Annotated in this window: 18 protein-coding genes; 8 read left to right on the top strand and 10 right to left on the bottom strand. The window is 73.1% G+C overall.

Annotation, left to right across the window (positions count from 1 at the left end):
- Positions 1–10 precede the first annotated feature (10 nt).
- Positions 11–871 (bottom strand): M15 family metallopeptidase, encoded by an 861-nt coding sequence (locus tag I6J71_RS34210; protein ID WP_239154077.1) that lies wholly within the window; start codon positions 869–871, stop codon positions 11–13.
- A gap of 144 nt (positions 872–1,015) precedes the next feature.
- Here I6J71_RS34210 and I6J71_RS34205 point away from each other — a divergent pair, with 144 nt between their 5' ends.
- Positions 1,016–1,843 carry a trypsin-like serine protease gene (locus I6J71_RS34205; RefSeq protein ID WP_204090622.1) on the top strand — a complete coding sequence of 276 codons (828 nt, stop codon included), beginning with the start codon at positions 1,016–1,018 and terminating at the stop codon, positions 1,841–1,843.
- A gap of 20 nt (positions 1,844–1,863) precedes the next feature.
- Entirely contained in the window at positions 1,864–2,304 is a 441-nt protein-coding gene (locus I6J71_RS34200) for a GNAT family N-acetyltransferase (RefSeq protein WP_204090621.1), read from the top strand.
- Here I6J71_RS34200 and I6J71_RS34195 read toward each other — a convergent pair.
- The 3 genes from I6J71_RS34195 to I6J71_RS34185 form a co-directional block, all read right to left on the bottom strand.
- Positions 2,301–3,476: an 8-amino-7-oxononanoate synthase gene (locus tag I6J71_RS34195; protein ID WP_204090620.1), complete on the bottom strand. Its 1,176-nt coding sequence runs from the start codon at positions 3,474–3,476 to the stop codon at positions 2,301–2,303. The two genes, I6J71_RS34200 and I6J71_RS34195, sit on opposite strands and share 4 nt — an antisense overlap.
- A gap of 96 nt (positions 3,477–3,572) precedes the next feature.
- The gene (locus tag I6J71_RS34190; protein WP_204090619.1) at positions 3,573–5,126 is read right to left on the bottom strand and encodes a DEAD/DEAH box helicase; all 1,554 of its coding nucleotides are present in this window, start codon (positions 5,124–5,126) and stop codon (positions 3,573–3,575) included.
- 328 nt (positions 5,127–5,454) lie between these two features.
- Positions 5,455–6,405: a serine protein kinase RIO gene (locus I6J71_RS34185; RefSeq protein ID WP_204090618.1), complete on the bottom strand. Its 951-nt coding sequence runs from the start codon at positions 6,403–6,405 to the stop codon at positions 5,455–5,457.
- A gap of 213 nt (positions 6,406–6,618) precedes the next feature.
- On the opposite strand from I6J71_RS34185, the gene I6J71_RS34180 reads away from it, so the two are divergent.
- Together I6J71_RS34180 and I6J71_RS34175 are read left to right on the top strand one after the other, a co-directional pair.
- Complete coding sequence (locus tag I6J71_RS34180) at positions 6,619–8,199, top strand: NAD(P)/FAD-dependent oxidoreductase (RefSeq protein ID WP_204090617.1); 1,581 nt, start codon at positions 6,619–6,621, stop codon at positions 8,197–8,199.
- 4 nt (positions 8,200–8,203) lie between these two features.
- Positions 8,204–9,292 (top strand): FAD-binding oxidoreductase, encoded by a 1,089-nt coding sequence (locus tag I6J71_RS34175; RefSeq protein WP_204090616.1) that lies wholly within the window; start codon positions 8,204–8,206, stop codon positions 9,290–9,292.
- A gap of 3 nt (positions 9,293–9,295) precedes the next feature.
- Here I6J71_RS34175 and yaaA read toward each other — a convergent pair whose 3' ends face one another.
- The gene (gene yaaA, locus I6J71_RS34170; RefSeq protein ID WP_204090615.1) at positions 9,296–10,042 is read right to left on the bottom strand and encodes a peroxide stress protein YaaA; all 747 of its coding nucleotides are present in this window, start codon (positions 10,040–10,042) and stop codon (positions 9,296–9,298) included.
- 55 nt (positions 10,043–10,097) lie between these two features.
- Between yaaA and I6J71_RS34165 the strand changes: the two genes are divergently transcribed.
- Positions 10,098–10,733, top strand: a complete 636-nt coding sequence (locus tag I6J71_RS34165) for a hypothetical protein (protein WP_239154076.1) — start codon at positions 10,098–10,100, stop codon at positions 10,731–10,733.
- A gap of 328 nt (positions 10,734–11,061) precedes the next feature.
- Here I6J71_RS34165 and I6J71_RS34160 read toward each other — a convergent pair whose 3' ends face one another.
- Positions 11,062–11,961 (bottom strand): 2-hydroxyacid dehydrogenase, encoded by a 900-nt coding sequence (locus I6J71_RS34160; RefSeq protein ID WP_204090614.1) that lies wholly within the window; start codon positions 11,959–11,961, stop codon positions 11,062–11,064.
- 59 nt (positions 11,962–12,020) lie between these two features.
- Positions 12,021–12,362, bottom strand: a complete 342-nt coding sequence (locus I6J71_RS34155; protein ID WP_204090613.1) for a VOC family protein — start codon at positions 12,360–12,362, stop codon at positions 12,021–12,023.
- 141 nt (positions 12,363–12,503) lie between these two features.
- Between I6J71_RS34155 and I6J71_RS34150 the strand changes: the two genes are divergently transcribed.
- Positions 12,504–14,252, top strand: coding sequence for a proline--tRNA ligase (locus I6J71_RS34150; protein ID WP_204090612.1), 1,749 nt, complete (start codon positions 12,504–12,506; stop codon positions 14,250–14,252).
- Positions 14,253–14,265: 13 nt separating this feature from the next.
- Positions 14,266–15,333, top strand: a complete 1,068-nt coding sequence (locus I6J71_RS34145; protein ID WP_204090611.1) for a hypothetical protein — start codon at positions 14,266–14,268, stop codon at positions 15,331–15,333.
- 339 nt (positions 15,334–15,672) lie between these two features.
- On the opposite strand, the gene I6J71_RS49220 is transcribed toward I6J71_RS34145, so the two are convergent.
- Positions 15,673–15,819: a DUF2156 domain-containing protein gene (locus tag I6J71_RS49220; protein ID WP_239154075.1), complete on the bottom strand. Its 147-nt coding sequence runs from the start codon at positions 15,817–15,819 to the stop codon at positions 15,673–15,675.
- Positions 15,820–17,226: 1,407 nt separating this feature from the next.
- Positions 17,227–17,925 (bottom strand): haloacid dehalogenase-like hydrolase, encoded by a 699-nt coding sequence (locus I6J71_RS34135; RefSeq protein WP_239154074.1) that lies wholly within the window; start codon positions 17,923–17,925, stop codon positions 17,227–17,229.
- Positions 17,926–18,093: 168 nt separating this feature from the next.
- On the opposite strand from I6J71_RS34135, the gene I6J71_RS49215 reads away from it, so the two are divergent.
- Positions 18,094–18,681 carry a hypothetical protein gene (locus I6J71_RS49215; RefSeq protein ID WP_239154073.1) on the top strand — a complete coding sequence of 196 codons (588 nt, stop codon included), beginning with the start codon at positions 18,094–18,096 and terminating at the stop codon, positions 18,679–18,681.
- 324 nt (positions 18,682–19,005) lie between these two features.
- Here the strand turns inward: I6J71_RS49215 and I6J71_RS34125 are convergent, their stop codons facing one another.
- Positions 19,006–19,416, bottom strand: a complete 411-nt coding sequence (locus I6J71_RS34125) for a secondary thiamine-phosphate synthase enzyme YjbQ (RefSeq protein ID WP_204090610.1) — start codon at positions 19,414–19,416, stop codon at positions 19,006–19,008.
- Between the last annotated feature and the right edge of the window lie 11 nt (positions 19,417–19,427).

Raw genomic sequence — 19,427 nt, 5'->3', positions numbered from 1 at the left:
GTTCCCGAGGTCAGCCCCCGGTCGCTGTGAAGTGCATCCGGTCCTTCGGCGAAGTCCACGCGCCACCCCAGCTCCAGCCGACGGCCGCGAAGTCGCGCACGACCGGTCCGCCCGCGACGACCATGCCCGGCCGCAGGCGTGAGCGGTCCAGGTACGCCGACGCCAATTCCGGCAGCACCAGCGAGCCCTTCGAGTACGGGTTGCAGAACGGGTTCACGTCCACCGCGAGCCCGTAGGCGTGCGCAGACCACGTGGTCTGGCCCCGCACGGGCCGGCAGACGAACGCGCTGGTGTCGTTGCCGTCGCCGGTGGGCGGTGCGTCGAGCTCCCCGCGGCTCGTCACGCGCACCTCCTCGAGGGGGAACCGTGCGGCGAAGAGCTTGCCGAACGCGGTGACCACCGCCCGCGCGCCGGTGCGGTTCACGAGGAGCTCGCCGGTGTGCGCTCGGCCGTCGAAACCCCAGAACGACAGCGTGACGTAGCGCAGCTCGGTGGCCTTGACCGGGCACGCGGCTTGCCATGTGCTGCGTGCGAGCACGTCGGGTGGCACCGTCTCGATCTTCGACACGTACGCGTTCCCCACCGGAGGCGGCAGGAAATCGCGCGTCGGGAGCGCTCGGTTCACCAGTTCGGGGGGAGTCGGGAGGATCTCGCCGAAGCCGTCGGGGCGGCGGGGGAGCGGATGTGCACCCACCTGCCAGGTGACGGGCGGTGTGGTCGTCGCCGTCCCCGTTGTCGGAAGTGCCGGGCTCGTCCGGCTCGCCGGCGCCGGTGCGGGGGTCCCGGACGGCGCGGGCGGTGTCGACGTGCCGCAGCCGACCAGCAGGAACGCCATCAGGGTGCCGGCCGCGGCCGTCGCTCTCCGTCGCATTCAACCAGCAAATCAAACGCGCTCGGTGAGCACTTACTCCACCCGTTCCAGCGACACCATTTCGGGCCTGCTCCGATTAGGGTAATCGCGCCCGCTCGTTCACGCGCCGCAATCTCCGCTCACCGTCGTTGAAGGGGAACTCCCATGCTCGCCAAGATCCGCCGTTCGCTCCTCCTCGCGGCCGGGGCCCTGCTCGTGACCGCGGCGACGGTGCCGATCGCGGTGACCACGGCGTCGGCCCAGGACGCGGCGTCCACCCCACCGCAGGCCGCGCAGCCGCGGATCGTCGGCGGCGACGAGGCTTCGGTGTCCGAACACCCGTACGCGGTGTTCCTCACCGACCAGAACGGCAACCAGTTCTGCGGCGCCGTGATCGTGAGCTCCACGGCGGTCGCGACGGCCGCCCACTGCGCCGCGGCGCTGCCGAGCAGCAACGTGCGCGTGGTCGCGGGCCGCCAGGACAAGCGCACCAGCGACGGCGTGACGCTCGCCGTGTCCCGCGAGTGGGTCGACCCGGACTACTCGGACCCGACGAAGGGCGACGACGTCGCGGTGCTGACGGTGCGCGGCCAGCTGCCGTACCGGCCGGCGAAGGTCGCGGGGGCAGGCGACCGCGCCGAGTACGCCGAGGGTACGCAGGCCACCGTGCTCGGCTGGGGCCGCATCGCCGACGGCGGCAGCCGGTCCGACTACCTGCGCAGCGCTGTGGTCCCGATCGTCGGCGACAGCACGTGCAAGTCGTCGTACGACTCGTACGACCCGTCGAGCATGGTCTGCGCCGGTTACCCCGACGGCGGCATCGACGCGTGCCAGGGCGACTCCGGCGGCCCGCTCGTCGTCGGCGACACCCTCATCGGCATCGTCTCCTTCGGCGACGGTTGCGCCAAGGCCGGCAAGTACGGCGTCTACACACGGGTTTCGGCGTTCGCGGACGACATCGCCGAGCAGTCCCAGCCGCGGATCATCGGCTGACCTGTGTTAAGCAGGGGCTCGTGACCACCCTGCACGACGCCGCCGGCCCCGACCTCACCGCCGACCGGCTGTACGCCATCCTCCGCCTGCGCGCCGACGTCTTCGTCGTCGAGCAGGAGTGCGCCTACGGCGACGTCGACGGCCGCGACCTGCTGGCCTCCACGCGCCACCTCTGGCTCGAAGACGCGGACGGCTCGGTCCTGGCCTACCTGCGTGTCCTCGCCGACCCCGGTGGGATCTCGCGCATCGGCCGCGTGGTGACCGCCGCTGCGGCGCGCGGCCATGGCTTGGCGGCGTCGTTGATGGAGGCCGCGCTGGACGGCGCTCCCGGCGAGTTCGTCCTCGACGCCCAGACCTACGCCCAAGCCCTCTACGCCCGCTTCGGCTTCGTCCCCGAAGGCGACGAGTTCCTGGACGACGGCATCCCGCACATCACCATGCGCCGGGTGGCGAAGAACTAGGCCGCGGCCCCCCTCGGTGCGGTGGCCGTGATGACCTTCACCGCACGATCCACGTCGGCTTCCGACAGATCCGCGCGGGCCGTGAGGCGCAGCCGCGAGATGCCGTCCGGCACCGACGGCGGGCGGAAGCAGCCGACGCGCACACCCTGGTCCGCGCAGGCCTGCGCCCAGGCGAGGGCCGCGTCCGCGGACGGGGCCTGGACGGAGATGACCGCGGCCTCCGGGAGGCTGACGCGCAGGCCGGCGGCCTTGAGGTGCCCGGCGATGGCGCCCGCGTTGTCGATCACCTTCTCGGGTAGCGACGGCTCCGACTTCAGCACGTTCAGAGCGGTCAGCGCGGCCGCGACGCTGCCCGGCGCGAGGGCGGTGTCGAAGATGAAGCTGCGGGCCGTGTCGACGAGGTGCTTGATCACCCGCCGTGGGCCGAGAACCGCGCCGCCCTGGGCGCCGAGGGACTTGGACAACGTCACGGTGGTGACCACGTCGGGCGCGGCAGACAGGCCCGCCGCGTGCACGGCACCCCGGCCGCCCTCGCCGAGGACGCCGAAGCCGTGGGCGTCGTCGACGAGCAGAGCCGCGGCCGAGGCGCGGCAGATCTGCGCGAGCTCGCCCAGCGGCGCGAGGTCGCCGTCGACGGAGAACACCGAGTCCGTGACCACCAGCGCGCGCGGCTTGCGGCGCGTCGAGAGCGCGTGCTGGATCGCCGACGGCGTCGCGTGTGCCACGGCCGCGACGTCGGCCCGCGAGAGCCGGCAGCCTTCGATGAGCGAGGCGTGGATGTACTTGTCCGTCACGATCGCGGATTCCGCGCCGGACAGCGCGGTCACCGCGCCCACGTTCGCGGCGAAGCCCGACGAGAACACCAGCGCCGCCTGCGCGCCGCAAAAGCGGGCCAGCTCGTGCTCAAGCTCTGCGTGCAGTTCGGTCGACCCGGTGACGAGCCGCGAGCCCGTCGCACCAGCGCCCCAGCGCATGGCGGCCGCCGCGGCGGCGCCGACGACGCGCTTGTCGCGCGCCAGGCCGAGGTAGTCGTTGCCGGCGAGGTCGAGCTCTTCGGCCTGCGCCGGCCGGGGCCGCAGCTGCCGCACCAGTCCCGCGTTCGCCCGCTTCTCGGCCTCCGTGTCGAGCCAGTCGAAGACGTTCTCAGGCGGCAGCTGCGGGAAGGAAGTCACGCCCGGCAGTCTCCCACTCGGGTCCCGCCGGAAACCGTGGGCCCTGCCACACAACGAAAAAGCCCCGCACGAGGCGGGGCTTTTCCGAAGCGGGACTCAGCTGTCGTAGCTGCGGCGCGTGCCGCGACCCGGCCGCTGCGGCCGGCCCGAACCCGAGCCCGAGCGCTGCTGCCGCCCGCGGCCGCCGTAACTCGGACGACCTTCGCGCGAGCCGTAGCCCTCGCGCGAGCCGTAGCCCTCGCGCGAACCGTAGCCGCGGTCACCGCGTTCACGGCCGCCGCCGAAGCCCCGGCCGCCGCGGCGCGGGGTCTCCCGGCGCCGCTCCACGACCGGCTCGCCGCTCGGCTCCTGCGCACCCGTGATGCGCGAGAGCTCCGCGTCGCCCGGGCGGATCACCGTGGTCTCGGCGCGCACGCCGGCCCGGTCGGTCATCCGGCGGACGGTGCGCCGCTGGTCGTGCGTCACCAGCGTGACGACGACGCCCGACGCGCCGGCGCGGGCCGTGCGGCCCGCGCGGTGCAGGTAGTCCTTGTGGTCCGCGGCCGGATCCACGTGCAGCACCAGAGAGATGTCGTCGACGTGGATGCCGCGTGCGGCGACGTCGGTGGCGACCAGCACCGGGGTGTGGCCGTCCTTGAAGTCGGCCAGCACGCGGTTGCGCTGGCCCTGCGTCTTGCCGCCGTGCAGCGCCGCCGCGTGCACGCCCTGCTCGCGCAGCCGCTCGGTGAGGCGGTCGACGTGGTGCTTGGTGCGCACGAACATGATCGTGCGGCCCTCGCGGGCGCCGATCTGCGTGACGATGTCCTGCTTGTCGGCGTGCGACACCTGGAACAGGTGGTGGTCCATGGTGTCCACGCTCGCGGTCGACGGCGCGACCGAGTGCGTGACCGGGTCGGTGAGGTACTGCTGCACCAGCTTGTTCACGTCACCGTCGAGCGTCGCCGAGAACAGCAGCCGCTGGCCGCGAGCGGGGGTGAGGTCGAGGATCTCCCGCACCTGCGGCATGAAGCCCATGTCGGCCATCTGGTCGGCCTCGTCGAGCGCGACGAAGTTGCAGTCGGACAGCGACGCGGTGCCCTGCCGGACATGGTCCGACAGTCGGCCCGGCGTGGCGATCAGCAGGTCGACACCACGGGCGAGCGCGTCGGCCTGGCGGGTGAAGGCCATGCCGCCGACGGCGGTGCGGCACCACAGGCCGAGCGCCTTCGCGAGCGGGGTCAGCGAGTCGGCCACCTGCATGGCCAGCTCGCGGGTCGGCACCAGCACGAGCGCGCGGGGGCGCTTCGGGCGGGCCTTGCCCCCGTTGAGCCGGGCCAGGATGGCCAGGCCGAACGCCAGCGTCTTGCCGGAGCCGGTCTGGGCGCGGCCCAGCACGTCGCGGCCCGCGAGCGCGTCGGGGATCGTCGCCGACTGGATCGGGAACGGCGTGGTGATCCCGGCCTCGGCGAGCGCGTTCAGCAGCTCGTCGGGCAGGCCCAGCTGGGCCCAGGTCTTGGTGGCCACCGTCTCCACGGCGTCGTCGCGCAGGAAGTCCCCCCGAGCCGGGCGCTGGCGCGGCTTGCGGTCGGGACGGCCCGGACGCTGCGACCCGGAGTGGGGCCCGGAGGAGTGGGACCCAGCGGAGTGGCCGGAGTTGAACGTGACTGTCACTTATGCCTCTCGGACGTGGTACGTCACAAGGAGGCCCGGGCTGCCCGCACGCAGGCAGGGCAAGGTGGTGTGGCGGTGGGCGTTCACAGGGACGGACCCGGCGCACCACGACGTTGCCGTCATCGAGCACCGATGGAAGTAGCTTCGGATTTCACCGCGAGCCCGTCAGTGGGCTGTGGAGGCGACGGACACCAACTCATCCACGCCGCCGGTTGCGGTCTGTGGTCACTGTACCGGAGCGGGGGTTTTCGCTTCGCACCCAGGTCTCCGGTTGTGGGCGGCGTCGCAGACGTGTGCTGCACCACACTTCGTGCGACGCCGCCGAACATCAGCTCAGCCCAGCGGCGAAGAGCAGCTCCGCCACGAGATCCGCGGTGGCCGTGACGTGTTCGGGCAAGCCGCGGGCGTGGAACCAGTCCGCGAGGTTGCGCACGTCGCGTCCCAGGAACTCCCGTCCGCGCGGGTTCGCGACGAGGTCCACGACCTGCGGCAGGTCGATCACCATCAGGTGCCCCTCGTGCACCAGCAGGTTGTAGGCCGACAGGTCGCCGTGCCCGAGCCCCTCCGTGGCGAACAGCTCGAGCGCGGCGGTGGCCTGCTCCCACAGGTCCTTCAGCTCGTCGGGCTCAGGGCGCAGCTGGGCCAGGCGCGGTGCGGCCGTGCCGTCGGGTTCGCCGAGGAACTCGAGCAGCAGCTCCGTGCCGTGGCGCTGCAGGGGATAGGGCACCGGCGCGCCGATCGTCCACAAGCGACTCAACGCCGTGAACTCCGCCACGGCCCACTGTTCGGCGATCAGGTTGCGCCCGAACGCCGTGCGCCCGGCGATCGCGCGGTTCTCACGCGAACGCCGCATGCGCCGGCCTTCGAGGTAACCCGAGTCGCGGTGGAACTGCCGGTGTTCGGGGCTGCGGTAGCGCTTCGCGGCGAGCAGCACGCCGTCCGCGCCGGGGAGGTTGCGGCGCAGGAGGTGGACGTCGGCTTCCTTGCCGGTCTTGAGGACACCGAGGTCGGTGTCGACGGCGCCGAGTTCCGTGATCACCCAGCCGGGCCTCGGGTGGGGGCCGTGTTCGGCGTCGTCCCAGGTGGTCCAGCGGTCGGCGCCGTCCGGGAGCGCGGTCTCGGTGTAGGCGTCGTCGCGCAGGCGGGCGAGGCGCACGCGCTCACCCTCGGTGAGCCGGCCCCGGCGGGCCGGCTCGGGTTCGTCGTCGAAGCGGCGCCCGCGGCGGGGACGCTCGTCGAAGTCGGACGCGTGAAGGTCTTCGTGATCGTGCTCGCGCACTGGTGGGTTCTCCTCGATCGGGGTGCCCCACCGGGCGAGCACGAGGCTCTAGCCGAGTGAGGCGGACGGAAGTGGGCAGGTCAGCGCCCAGGCGATCTCCACGACGCACCTCCTCGCTTCCGTCGGCCACCGGCACCCCGCCGGCTCGCGCAGCAGCCTGCCTTGCCCCCGGGGGCTCGCGCAACCGAATTACCGGGCCCTAGCCTCGGCGCCATGACAAGCGGTGGGAGCTACGACGCGGTGATCGTCGGCGGCGGGCACAACGGCCTGGTCGCGGCGGCCTACCTGGCCCGCGCCGGGTGCTCGGTCCTGGTGCTGGAGCGGCGCGGCGAGATCGGGGGCGCGGCGGTGTCGTTCCGCGCGTTCGACGGCGTCGACGTGCGGTTGTCGCGCTACTCGTACCTGGTCAGCCTGCTGCCGCGGAAGATCGTGGCCGACCTCGGGCTCAGCGGGCTCGGCGTGGAGCTGCGGCGCCGCCGGATGTCCTCGTACACCCCGGCTGGCGACACGGGTCTCCTTGTCGACACGGGCGACGACGCCCGCACGGCCGCGTCCTTCCGCGCCGTCACGGGGTCCACAAAGGACTTCGACGCGTGGGGCGAGTTCTACGCCCGCGCGGCACGCGTGGCCGCGGCGACGTTCGACACGCTCACCGAACCGCTGCCCAGCCGCGCGGAGCTCAAGCGGCGCGTCGGCGACGAAGAAGCCTGGACGACACTGTTCGAGCGTCCGGCTGGCGAGACACTGACCGCGCTGTTCGGCGACGACACCGTGCGCGGCGTCGTGCTCACCGACGCGCTGATCGGCACGTTCGCCGGCGCCGGTGACGAAGACCTGAAGCAGAACCGCTGCCTGCTCTACCACCTGATCGGCAACGGCACGGGTGACTGGGACGTGCCCGTCGGCGGGATGGGCGCCGTGACGGGCGCGCTCGCCGCCGCGGCCCGCGGCGCCGGGGCCACGCTCGTGACCGGCGCCGAAGTCCGGTCTGTGACACCCGATGGCGAAGTGCGCTACACCGTCGAGGGCGCCGGAGGCGCCGAGCACGTCGTCGCCGGTCACCACGTCCTGGCCAACGTCGCGCCGGACACGCTCGCCCGGTTGCTCGGCGAGGATGCCGGTGTGCAGCCGGAAGGTGCGCAGCTGAAGGTGAACATGGTCCTGTCCCGCCTGCCGCGCTTGCGCGACGCGTCGCTCGACCCGCGCGACGCGTTCGGCGGGACCTTCCACGTCAACGAGACCTTCTCGCAGCTCGAAACGGCCTACGCCGAGGCTGCCGCGGGCACGATCCCGGCGCTGCCGCCGTGCGAGATCTACTGCCACTCGCTCACCGACCCGTCGATCCTCGGCCCGGCCGAGCGCGCGGCGGGGGTGCAGACGCTCACGCTCTTCGGCCTGCACATGCCCGCGCGGTTGTTCGAAGCCGACAACGAACGCGCGCGAGCCGACGCGTTGCGTGCGACGCTCGCGTCGCTGAACAGCGTGCTCGCCGAGCCGATCGAAGACTGCCTGCTGCGCGATCCGGCCGGGAACCCCTGTGTGGAGGCGAAGACGCCGCTGGACCTGGAGACCGAACTCGGCCTGCCGCGCGGGCACATCTTCCACCGCGACCTCTCCTGGCCGTTCGCGGAAGACCCGGCCGACGCCGGGAAGTGGGGGGTCGAGACCGGCCACGAACGCGTGCTGCTGTGCGGGGCCGGCGCGCTGCGCGGCGGGGGCGTGAGCGGGATCCCCGGCCACAACGCGGCCATGGCGGTGCTCGCTCGACGGCACGGCGAAACGCGGGCAGGGTGAACTCATGCGCGTCATCGTGATCGGCGGCGGGATCGCCGGAGCTTCGACGGCCTACCACCTCGTGACCAGCGGAGCCGACGTCGTCGTGGTCGACGCCGGGCTGCCCGGGGTCGCGACGGAAGCGGGTGCCGGCATCGTCAGCCCCTGGACTTCGCGGTGGGACAACGCGATTTACCCGCTCGCGGCCGCGGCCGGTGCGTACTACCCGCGGCTCGCGGCGGCGCTCCGCGAGCAGGGCCACGACGCGTCGTTCGAGGTCGTCGGCGGGATGGTGGTGTCGGCCGAGCCGGCCGAGCTGGACGAGGCGTCCGAGCGGCTGGCCGAGCGGGCCGTGGCCGCACCGGAGGCCGGCGAGGTGCGGCGGCTCGATCCCGCGCAGGCCCGGGAGCTCTTCCCGCCGCTGGCACCGGAGTTGTCCGCCGTGCACGTCTCCGGCGCCGGCCGGGTCGACGGGCGCGTGATGCGCGCTGCGCTGGTCGCGGCGGCGGAAGAGCGGGGCGCGCGGTTCGTCGCGGCGGAGGCGGCACTGCTGCCCGGTTCGCGGGTGCGCGCGGGCGACGAAGAGCTGACCGGCGACGCCGTGGTGGTCGCGGCGGGCGCGTGGTCGGCGACGCTGGCCGAGCCGCTCGGCGTGCCCGTGCCGGTGGCGCCGCAGCGCGGTCAGATCAGCCACTTCGACCTGCCGGACACGGACACCGCGGCGTGGCCGGTGGTGCTGCCGCGCACGGGCCACTACCTGCTCTCGTTCGCCGGCGGCCGGGTCGTGGCGGGCGCGACGCGCGAGACGGGTTCGGGCTTCGACTACCGCGTGACGGCCGCCGGCCAGCGCGAGGTGCTGGACCAAGCGCTCGCCGTCGCGCCAGGACTGGCCGACGCGACGCTCGCCGAGACCCGCGTCGGCTTCCGCCCGGCGACGCCGGACACGCTGCCGCTGCTGGGCCAGGCGGCGCCGGGGCTGTTCCTGGCCACGGGCTTCGGGCCGGCCGGGCTGACCCTCGCGCCGTACGCGGGCAAGCTCGTCGCCGCGCTCGTGCTCGGCGAGGACCTGCCTGCCGACCAGCTCACGGCGTGCTCCCCGTCGCGTTTCGCGTGAGGCTCAGTCTTCGGTGAGCAGTTCCAAAGCGTGGTCGCCGGTGCGCTCCACCGTGAGGCCCGCCTTGGTGATCACCTTCACCAGATCGTCCACAGTGGACGGCTCGGCGCGCGTTTTCGCGAGCACAGCGGCCAACCGGCCCTTGTAGGCCTTGTTGAAGTGGCTCACCGTGGTGCGGTTGCCCTTGGCGTCTTCGGTCACCACGCGCACGGTCACCGCGCCGGGCCGCAGCTTCGCGAACGCCGAGTACGTGCCCGAGCGCAGGTCGACCACGAGCCCTTCGATGGCCTGCAGCACCGGTTCGAGCGCCGGCTTCCACAGGCCGCGCACCGTGCCGAGCTCGGGCACGCTGTTGCCGCCCGAGAGCCGGTACGCGGGGATCGGGTCGGTGGCCGAGACCACGCCGAACAGCGACGACGTGATGGCCAGGCGCCGGTGCGCCTTCTCCAGGCCCGCGCGGGTGAAGCTGCCGAGGTCGAGTGCGTCGTAGAGCACGCCGGTGTAGCGGCGCAGGGCGGGCATCGTCGGTGAGGTCCACAGGGTCGCGTTGCGGTCGACCTCGTGGCTTTGCCGCTCGGAGATGCCGAGCGCGGCGAGGCTCGCGGGAACGTCGCGGGCCAGCTCGACGAGCGCGTCGGCCAGCTTGGCCCGCACGGGGTTCAGCTCGGGGAAGGACAGCGCTTCGAGGTCGAGCGGCGCGCCCTGACCACCGGCGGCTTTCGTCTCGGAAGGAGGGAGGAGCACCAGCACCCCCAGAGCGTAATCCGGGGGCGCGGGTCGCGCAGGTACGCCTGCGCTCGCGCGCATGGAGCTCACCCGGCGGCCGCTCACCCTCGGCGACGCGGAGCCGCTGCCGGACCTGTTCGCGGCAGCCGAGGCGGTGGACCGCACGGGCGAGCACTGCACCGCCGGTGACCTGCGTGAGGAGGTGGCGGGCCCGGACGTCGACCTGGCGCTGGGCAGCACCGGCGGCAGGGCGGGCGAGCGGCTGGTCTGCTACGCCGTGATCCGCCGCCGCGACTCCGCCGACCCGGTGCACATGCCGCGCGTCGAGTCGGTGACGCGCCCGGACTTCCGCACGGCCGACATCGGCGCTCACGTCACCACCTGGGTCCTCGACGCGGGCCAACGCGTGCACGAGCGGGCGTTCCCTGACGCGCCGCTGGAACTGCACGCCGGTGTGCACGAGAACGAGCGGTGGTACGCCGACGCCCTGGCACGGGCCTGGTTCGGGCGGGCGGCGGACGTTCGTGGAGATGCGCGCGGACCTGGGCGCGCTGCCGCCGGTGCGGCCGGCGCCCGAGGCCTACGAGCTGGTGCCCTTCGACGACCGCTACGTCGAGCCGACCCGCGACGCGCGCAACGAGGCCTTCGCCGGGCACTGGGGCAGCGCCGTGCTGTCGACTGCGGCGTGGTGGCACCGCATCACCGGAGCGAATGATTTGCGGCCCGACCTGTCGTTCGTGCTGCTGACGCCGGCGCACGACCGGGTCGTGGCGTTCGTGCTGAGTTCTTTCCACCCGGCGGCCCACGCCGCCACGGGCGTGCGCGAGTTGTACGTGGACTACGTCGGCACCCGTGCCGCGCGGCCGCGGTGTCGCGACGGCGGTGCTCGGCCACACACTGGCGCGCGCCCACGAAGCCGGGTTCGAGCGGTCCGGGCTGGTTCGTGGACACCGGCAACGCGCACAGCGCCGTCGGTGTCTACGAACGGTGCGGCTACGTCGTCGCGGACACCTACTACGGGTACGTGCTCCCGATCGGCTGACTCAGCGCACGACGTTCAGCAGCGGCTCGCCCGCCACGAAGCGACGCAGCTGCTCGGCGACGAGCGTCTTTGCGCGCGGGTAGAACGACGCCGAACCGCCCGCGACGTGGGGCGTGATCACCACGCCCGGGACCTTCCACAGTGGATGGTCGGCCGGCAGCGGTTCGGGGTCCACCACGTCGAGGGCGGCGCGCAGCCGGCCCCGTTCCGCCTCCGCGAGCAGAGCGGCGGTGTCGATCGCGGAGCCGCGGCCGACGTTGACCACCAGTGCCTGATCGGGCAGCAGCGCGAGTTCGCGGGCGCCCAGCAGCCCCTTCGTCTCGGGCGTCTCGGGCAGCACGAGCACCACGATGTCGGCGGCCGGCAGCAGGGCCGGCAGCTCCGCGACGCCGTGCACGTCCTCGTCCGGCCGCGCCCGGCTCGCAACCCGCGTGACGACCGACTCGGCCGCCAGCAGCTGCCGCTCGATCGCGTGCCCGATGGACCCGTACCCGACGAGCAGCACCCGGCTGTCGGCGAGCGACAGCGTGTGCTCCCGCGCCCACGACCCGGTGGCCTGCTGCGCGAACCAGCGCGGCAGGAACCGCTGCGACGCGTAGATCAGCGCCAGGGCGTGCTCGGCGACGCTGAGGTCGTGCAGGCCGCGGCCGTTGGCCAGCGCCACGCCCTCGGGCACCAGCGGCACGAGCGACTCGACCCCGGCCGACAGCGCCTGTACGGCTTTCAACGCCGGCAGCTTCCCGATCAGCTTCGGCGGCTCCGGCCCGGCGTCGTAGGGCAGCACGTAGAACTCGACCCCGGACAGCTCGTCCGCGGGCGGCGTCACCCCGTCGTAGTACGCCACGGCCAGGCCGTCCGGCACGTCGATGTCGGTCCAGGGCAGGAGAGCACGCGCGGTCATGCCCTCGACCCTAGTGCTGCTCGCCGCCGGCGCGGCCGCCGTGCGATCGGGTCTGCTCCCTAGTGCGCTCCCGCCTGCGCGACGCAGAACTCGTTGCCCTCCGGATCCGCGATGCCCGGCTGCGCGTGCCTTGCCAGCTCGCTGGCCCCGAGCCCGAGCAGCCGCTTCACCTCCGCCTCCCGATCGGGTGCGGAGAAGTCCACGTGCACGCGGTTCTTGCCCGCACGCGGTTCCGGTACCTGCTGGAACGCCAGCGCAGGGCCGCCGTTGCCGGTCCGCGTGAGCATCACGAACGGCCCGTAGTCCGCCTCGACGTCCACGCCCAGCGCCTGCGTCCAGAACTCCGCGAGGACCCGCGGGTCCGCGCAGTCGATGGTGATCATGCCCAATGCGAGTGCCATGGCCGGGACGCTAGCGCGGGGCACCGCCAAAACCGGTCGAGCCGATAACCGGTTGGAGCCGCGACCAGCGGGTTGACTACCCTGTGCCAATCGTCCAACGACCGCTCACCATCTAGGCCCGCTCAGCGCAGGGAGTCCGCAGTGATCACCAGGATGTCGTCGTTGTTCCTCCGCACCTTGCGCGAGGATCCGGCGGACGCCGAGGTACCCAGCCACCGGCTGCTGGTCCGCGCCGGCTACGTCCGCCGGGTCGCCCCGGGTGGTTACTCGTGGCTGCCGCTGGGCCTGCGGGTGCTGCGGCGCATCGAGCAGGTCGTGCGCGAGGAGATGAACGCGATCGGCGCGCAGGAGATCCAGTTCCCCGCGCTGCTGCCCCGCGAGCCCTACGAGGCGACCGGCCGCTGGACCGAGTACGGCGACAGCCTGTTCCGGCTCAAGGACCGCAAGGGCGCCGACTACCTGCTCGGCCCCACGCACGAGGAGCTGTTCGCGCTCACCGTGAAGGGCGAGTACAGCTCGTACAAGGACTACCCGGTCACGCTCTACCAGATCCAGACCAAGTACCGCGACGAAGCGCGCCCCCGCGCGGGCATCCTGCGCGGTCGCGAGTTCGTGATGAAGGACTCGTACTCGTTCGACCTCGACGACGAGGGCCTGGAGCGTTCGTACCAGGCCCACCGCCAGGCCTACACCAAGCTCTTCGACCGCCTCGGCCTCGAGTACGTGATCGTGGCCGCGACGTCGGGCGCCATGGGCGGCTCGGCGTCGGAGGAGTTCCTCGCCGTCGCCGAGACGGGTGAGGACACCTACGTGCGCAGCACGGAGTCCGGGTACGCGGCCAACGTCGAGGCCGTGGTCACGCCCGCGCCCGCCGAGCGGCCCCTCGAGGGCCTGCCCGCGGCGCAGGTGCACCACACGCCGAACACGCCGACCATCGAGACGCTCGTGGCGTTCTTCAACGCCGCCGGCCTTGGGCGTGAGTTCACCGCCGCCGACACGCTGAAGAACGTGCTGCTGAAGATCCGGCAGCCGGGCGCGAAGGAGTGGGAGCTCCTGGGCGTCGGCGTGCCGGGCGACCGCGAGGTCGACATGAAGCGCCTCGAAGCGTCGCTCGAACCCGCCGAGGTCGAGCTGCTCGAGGAGGCGGACTTCGCCAAGAACCCGTTCCTCGTCAAGGGCTACATCGGCCCGAAGGCGCTGCAGGAGAACGGTGTTCGCTACCTCGTCGACCCCCGGGTGGTCACCGGCACGGCGTGGGTCACCGGCGCGGACCAGGCCGACCACCACGTGGTCGACCTCGTCGTGGGCCGCGACTTCACGCCGGACGGCACCATCGAGGCCGCCGAGGTGCGCGAGGGTGACGCGTCGCCCGACGGCAAGGGCACCCTCGTGGCCGCGCGTGGCATCGAGATCGGCCACATCTTCCAGCTCGGCCGCAAGTACACGAATGCCTTCGAGCTCGACGCCCTCGGCCCCGACTCGAAGCCGATCCGCATCACGATGGGTTCCTACGGCGTCGGCGTCTCGCGGCTCGTGGCCGTGCTCGCCGAGCAGAACCACGACGCGTCCGGCCTGGTGTGGCCGCGAGAGGTGTCGCCCTACGACGTGCACGTGGTCGTCGCCGGCAAGGACGAGTCCATCGCGGCCGGCGCCGAGAAGCTGGTCGCCGACCTCGACGCCGCCGGCGTCGACGTGCTCTTCGACGACCGCAAGGCCACCCCGGGCGTCAAGTTCGCCGACGCGGAGCTGGTCGGCGTGCCCACGATCCTCGTCGTCGGGCGCGGCCTGGCCAACGGCCTGGTCGAGGTGAAGGACCGCCGGTCCGGCGAGCGCGAGGAGATCCCGGTCGACTCGGTCGTCGGCCACCTGGTCAAGCTGGTCCGTTCCTGACGGGCGCCTCTCGGTGGGGCTCTTCGGCCGCAAGCGCGACAGCGACGACGGCGGCTACGAGGACAATGCTGCCCTGACGGGTTTCGGCGGTTACGAACCCGCAGGCACTCCGCGCTTCCCGGCCGCCGGCTACGGCCCGGGCTCCCCGGACGAGGGCGAGCCCGCCGCCGGGCCGGCGGTCCAGGCGAGCGGAGCCGGCGCGGAGCCGGGCACTGCGGGGCCGGGCCAGGGGTCCGGCTCGTCCGACCACGGCGAGACCCCTTGGTACGTCGAGCATCCCGCCGTCACCGGCCACGCGCCGAGAGCCGAGCCGCGGCGCATCCGGCCGGCCGCGGCACCGCGGCTGAGGGCCCGGCCGTCCCGGGCGCTGTGGGTTCTCGTGGCGGTGATCGGCCTGGGTGCCGCCGGGTTCAACTTCTTCGGCGGCCGGCACCACTCGACGCCGAGCGCGCCGCCGCGGCAGCCGGTGACGTACCAGCCCGAGCCGCGGGTCGTCGTGCCGGCGGTGGTGCCCGGGTGGTCGTCGGTGTCCTCGAGCGACGGAACGTACGCCTACGACGTGCCGCCGAATTGGACACCCGAGCCCGGCGTCGTGCACGGCTGGGACCCGAGCGCCACCTCAGCCGGGCTGACGCTGAGCACCTCGGCCTTCACCGGCCGCGGCTACTGCGACGGCGACCGGGACAGCAAGCGCGGCGGCGCGGGCGTCACGACGGAAGCCGGAACCGACGCCGCGGCCGCCGCGCGCAAGGCCGTGCAGGACCTCATCGGCAGCGCCTACGACCCCGGAGCGAAGGCGACGTACGCGCCCGCGCAGGACGCGACGGTGATGCTCGACAACACCACCAAGCCCGCGAAGGTGGTCGTCGCCGACGTCACGCCGGACAGCACCGAACCGTGCACGCTCAAGCACGTGACAGTCGGCGCGCTCGCGCTGGCCGGCTCGAGCCAGTCCGTGGTCCTCGTCGCCTACACCGACGACACCACCGGCAAGGCCGACGTCCTCCGGCTCCTGCGGAGCTACCGCGGCGTCCCCGCTGCCGACCGGTCCACGACCACGCCCCCGCCCACCACGCGCTGACGCCGCAACGCGAGCTTCGCGAAGTCCTTCAGCCCGCCGCCCCGCAGGTACGCGCGCCCGCTGCACAGCAGGTCGGCCTCGCTGCGGTAGGCGAGGTACGGCGGTTCGTGCCGCGGGGGATTTCGCCTTGAACGCGTCCAGCGACCCGAATCCGAAGTAGGGCTCCATCGGTGCGCCGCCCAGTCCGTCGAGCACCCAGTCCACGACGCGCGCCGGCCCCGAGTCGCGGCTGAGCGCCGGACAGCGACACGAACCGCGCGCCTTACTCGCGGAACGCCAGGCACGCCGACGCGATGAGGAACTCCAGCACCGACCGGAACTCGTCCGCGCGGCGGCGCATCACGTCGAGCGTCCACCCGCCGACCGCGCCGTGTGGACCGGCAGCCACGACGTGACGCCGTGCACCGTGCCCTCGGCGTCGAGCACGAGCCCCACCCGCGTCTGCGGCTCCATCACCTCGGCCACGCCGCCCAGCGTGAACCCCATCTCCAGCAGGCCCTTGTCGCCGATTTACTCCTCCGACAGCGCACGGATTTGCTCGCGGATCGCGGCCGGCTGCTCGACCAAGCGCACCAGCCGGAATTCGACGTCGTCCTCGCGCGCCTCCGTTGCGTTCCAACAGGTCGCGCGCGTACGAACGGTCCGGACCGCCGTGCGGCAGCAGCCGCAGCCGCACGGCGCGAGGGCACCCGGAACGCCCGGCGCGCCGCCACGAGCAGGACGAGCTCGACCGTCCACAAGAGATTGTCCACGACGAACACCGGGAGCCCGCGATCGTCGTAGCCGATGCCCGCCGGCTCGGCGACGGCTGCCAGAGCGGCCACACGAGCACCGGTGCCGGGGCGAACGCACACAGCCCCACGGCCCACCGCCACGCCACGCGCGAGCCGCGGCCCAGCCCGTTGAGCACCGGCAGCACGAGCGCACAGGACGGGGATTTCGGTGGTGGACGGGGAAAGCTCGGCGGTCGTGCCCAGGGGGCCGTCGCTCGGAGCGAACCACATCACGGCGTCGGCGGCGACGAGCAGCAGCGGCCCGGCGGAAACCAGCAACCGCCACTCGCGCACGCTCGGCTTCGATGCGGGCCGGACCCGGGCCCGCCCGCTGGCCGAGCGGCAACGCCGGCACCAGCGGGAAGAAGTGCGCGAGATCCGCGAGTGTGCCCACGTAGACGATCGCGACCGCCGCGTACCCGCACAGCGCAGCCCGTACCCGGAGCCGCCACGGCGCCTGCGGCGTCGCGCCGGCCACGGCGATCGCCGCGAGCGTGCCGCCGGAGAAGGTGACGTCGAGCCTGCCCGCGGTCCGGCCGGCCCACGTCCGGCCGGAGTGCCGGCACAGCTCGAGGAACTGGATCGCCGCCACGGCCGCGGCCACCTGCCCGCCCAAGGTCACGGCGATCGTCCGCCGCCTGCCGAGCTGCCACTCGGCGAACCCCAGGAGCGCGAACGTCACGGCCATCGGGGGTCACGAGCGTCCACCAGCGGCCGTGCTCCAGTGGAGGCAAACCGTAGGCGTACTACGTTAACGAACGTTGGTGGTGCCAGAGCGTGCCGCTCGCGATCCCGGCGACGACGGTTGTGGTGAACGGAAGCCGGTGCCACAGCGCGGCGAACCGCCTGCGATCCGGCATCGCCGCCGCGCGCCCCCCTTGCCGGCCCCACCGGCGCTCCCCGCCGCCCGCCGGTGCGGTGTCCAGAGTCTTGCGCCCGGACCTGCAGCCGACACCCTTCTCGGGAGCGACTTGCACCCCCAAGGGAGTGCTACCCCGTCGGACGAAACCCTGAGCCGAAGGCGGCTGTGGACTCAGGGAGCACCACCCGACCGGGCGAGACGCCGGCGGATCGCCCCTGCCCACGGCGGGAATCGCCGTGCGGAACCGAAAACCGGGTGTCAGCCGAGCACGGCCTTGCGCACCGACTCGAGGTCGGCGAGGTCAGGCAGCACGGTGTGGGCACCGGCCGCCGCGAGTTCCTCGGCGCTGTAGTGCCCGGTCGCGACGGCCACCGCGACGGCGCCGTTGTCGAGCGCTGCCTCGACGTCGTTCGGGGTGTCGCCGATGACGACGACGTCGGCGGGCGCGAACGCCGTGCCGTGCTTGGCCGCCGCGGCGGCGACGGCGTGCGGGACGAGGTCGGGCCGGTGTGCCGAGAGCGAGCCGTAGCCGCCGATCTCCAGCTCCAGGTGTTCGTCGAGGCCGAACGCGGCGAGCTTGTGCACCGAGATCTCCGGCAGGTTGCCGGTCACGAGCGTCTGCACGGCGCCGTGGCCGGCCATCGCCGACAGCGCGGCCGCGGCGCCCTCGAGTGCGCGCCCGGCCTCGTGCAGGGTTGCGCTGGCCCCCTCGGCGACCGCGATCAGCTCGGCCCACATTCGCTGGATGTTCTCCTCGGTCGCCGCGATGCCGTGGGTCGTGAGGATGTCGGTGGTGATCGCGCGCTCGGTGCGCCCGCCGTAGTCGGGGTGCTCGCGCAGCTCCGTGCCCATGGCCGTCAGCGCGGCCGCGTACCAGCTGCTGCCGACGCCCGTGTAGTCCACGAGCGTGTGGTCGATGTCCCAGAGCACCAGCCGGTGCGAGCGCGTCGTCGTCACGGCCGTGAGGGTACCGGTGACACTATTCAACGTCTGTTGACTTCTTGGCGGACGAGGCCTGATTTGAGCGTAATTCAACACGTGGAGAATAAAGCTGGGAGGCCGTCATGCCGGCTGTCACGAAGCGCCCCGTGGCGGTGTTCGTCCCGGTCGCCGCGCTGGCGGGGGGTGCTCGCCGCCGCGGTGCTGGGGTTCCTGACTTTCGGCGCGCAGGCCACGGTCGCGCCCGATCACGTACCCGTCGCGGTCTCGGCGCCTCCGGGGCCGCTGCAGGCGCTCGCATACCAGATCGCCGGCCACGGCGGCTCGCGGCTCGACTGGCGCGTCACCGATCCGGGGCAGACCCGGAACCTGCTGGCGGACAAGGAGGTCTACGGCGTACTCGAACTGCGGGAGCGGCCCGCCGCCACCGTCGTGCTCGCGGGTGCGGTGAACCCGGCGGGCACCCAGGTCACGCAGCAGGCGCTGGCCGGTGCCGCCCAGGCCCTGCCGGCGAACCGCGGCTCGGACAGCTGCACCCGGCGAGCCCGGCGGGCCGGATCGTCCCGCTGGCCGCGAGCGCGCTCGCGTGGGCTGGGCAAGCTGGTCGCCGGCGCGGTCCTCGTACGGCTCGGCGGCGGCCGCCGGATCAGCGTCCCGGTGCGGCTCGCGCAGGTGCTCGGCGTGGGTGTCCTGGTCACCGGTGTGCTCGCCGGGTTCATGACGCTGTGGGATTCCGCACTGGGATTCCGCACTGGGATTCCGCACTGCCGCTGAGCGGGGACGTGCTCGGCTTCTGTTCCTGACGGCCACGGCGTTCGCCGCGCTGCACGCGGGCCTGTTGCGGCTGCTGGGCCTGAAGGCCGTGGCGATCCTCGCGCCGCTCTACCTCGTGGCGCCCGCGGCCGCCGGGCAGGTGCCGGAGCTGCTCAACCCGGTCTACCGCGCGCTGTTGTGGTCGTGGACGCCGTTCCGGTTCTCGACCGAAGGCCTGCGCAGCCTGCTGCAGGGTGTGCCCGGCGCGCCGGACGTGACGACGGGCGTTGGGTGCTCGCCGCGCTGCTCGTCGCGGGCCTGGTGGTGGTGTGGCGGCCCGGCCGCTCAGCCCGCGAGGAAACTGAAGCGGACCTTCCGCACCGGGTTGTCGACGTTGGTGTCCACTAGGCAGATCGACTGCCAGGTGCCCAGTGCCGGCACACCGCCGAGCACGGGGACCGTCGCATACGGCGGCACCAGCGCGGGCAGCACGTGGTCACGGCCGTGGCCCGGGCTCCCGTGGCGGTGGCTCCAGCGGCCGTCGCGGGGGAGGAGCTCATCGAGGGCCGCCAGGAGGTCGTCGTCGCTGCCCGCGCCCGTTTCGAGGATCGCGAGACCGGCGGTGGCGTGCGGCACCCACACGTGCAGCAGGCCGTCGGTGGCGTCGGCGTCGCGCAGGAACGTCTCGGCCTCGCGGGTGAGGTCGTGCACCACGGCGCTGCCGCCGGTGCGGACCTCGATCTCGGTGGAGTACATGCCCGCCAGCG

Source organism: Amycolatopsis sp. FDAARGOS 1241, assembly GCF_016889705.1.
GTDB lineage: Bacteria > Actinomycetota > Actinomycetes > Mycobacteriales > Pseudonocardiaceae > Amycolatopsis.
This window is presented reverse-complemented; position numbering and strand designations above follow the sequence as displayed.

What these genes read in the sequence shown, in the direction of transcription:
- I6J71_RS34160 (WP_204090614.1), bottom strand. Translation starts at nt 11,961, where the DNA reads ATGACCGCGCGTGCTCTCCTGCCCTGGACCGACATCGACGTGCCGGAC.
- I6J71_RS49220 (WP_239154075.1), bottom strand. Translation starts at nt 15,819, where the DNA reads ATGGGGTTCACGCTGGGCGGCGTGGCCGAGGTGATGGAGCCGCAGACG.
- I6J71_RS34180 (WP_204090617.1), top strand. Translation starts at nt 6,619, where the DNA reads ATGACAAGCGGTGGGAGCTACGACGCGGTGATCGTCGGCGGCGGGCAC.
- I6J71_RS34165 (WP_239154076.1), top strand. Translation starts at nt 10,098, where the DNA reads ATGGAGCTCACCCGGCGGCCGCTCACCCTCGGCGACGCGGAGCCGCTG.
- I6J71_RS34125 (WP_204090610.1), bottom strand. Translation starts at nt 19,416, where the DNA reads ATGTACTCCACCGAGATCGAGGTCCGCACCGGCGGCAGCGCCGTGGTG.
- I6J71_RS34210 (WP_239154077.1), bottom strand. Translation starts at nt 871, where the DNA reads ATGCGACGGAGAGCGACGGCCGCGGCCGGCACCCTGATGGCGTTCCTG.
- I6J71_RS34205 (WP_204090622.1), top strand. Translation starts at nt 1,016, where the DNA reads ATGCTCGCCAAGATCCGCCGTTCGCTCCTCCTCGCGGCCGGGGCCCTG.
- I6J71_RS34175 (WP_204090616.1), top strand. Translation starts at nt 8,204, where the DNA reads ATGCGCGTCATCGTGATCGGCGGCGGGATCGCCGGAGCTTCGACGGCC.
- I6J71_RS34155 (WP_204090613.1), bottom strand. Translation starts at nt 12,362, where the DNA reads ATGGCACTCGCATTGGGCATGATCACCATCGACTGCGCGGACCCGCGG.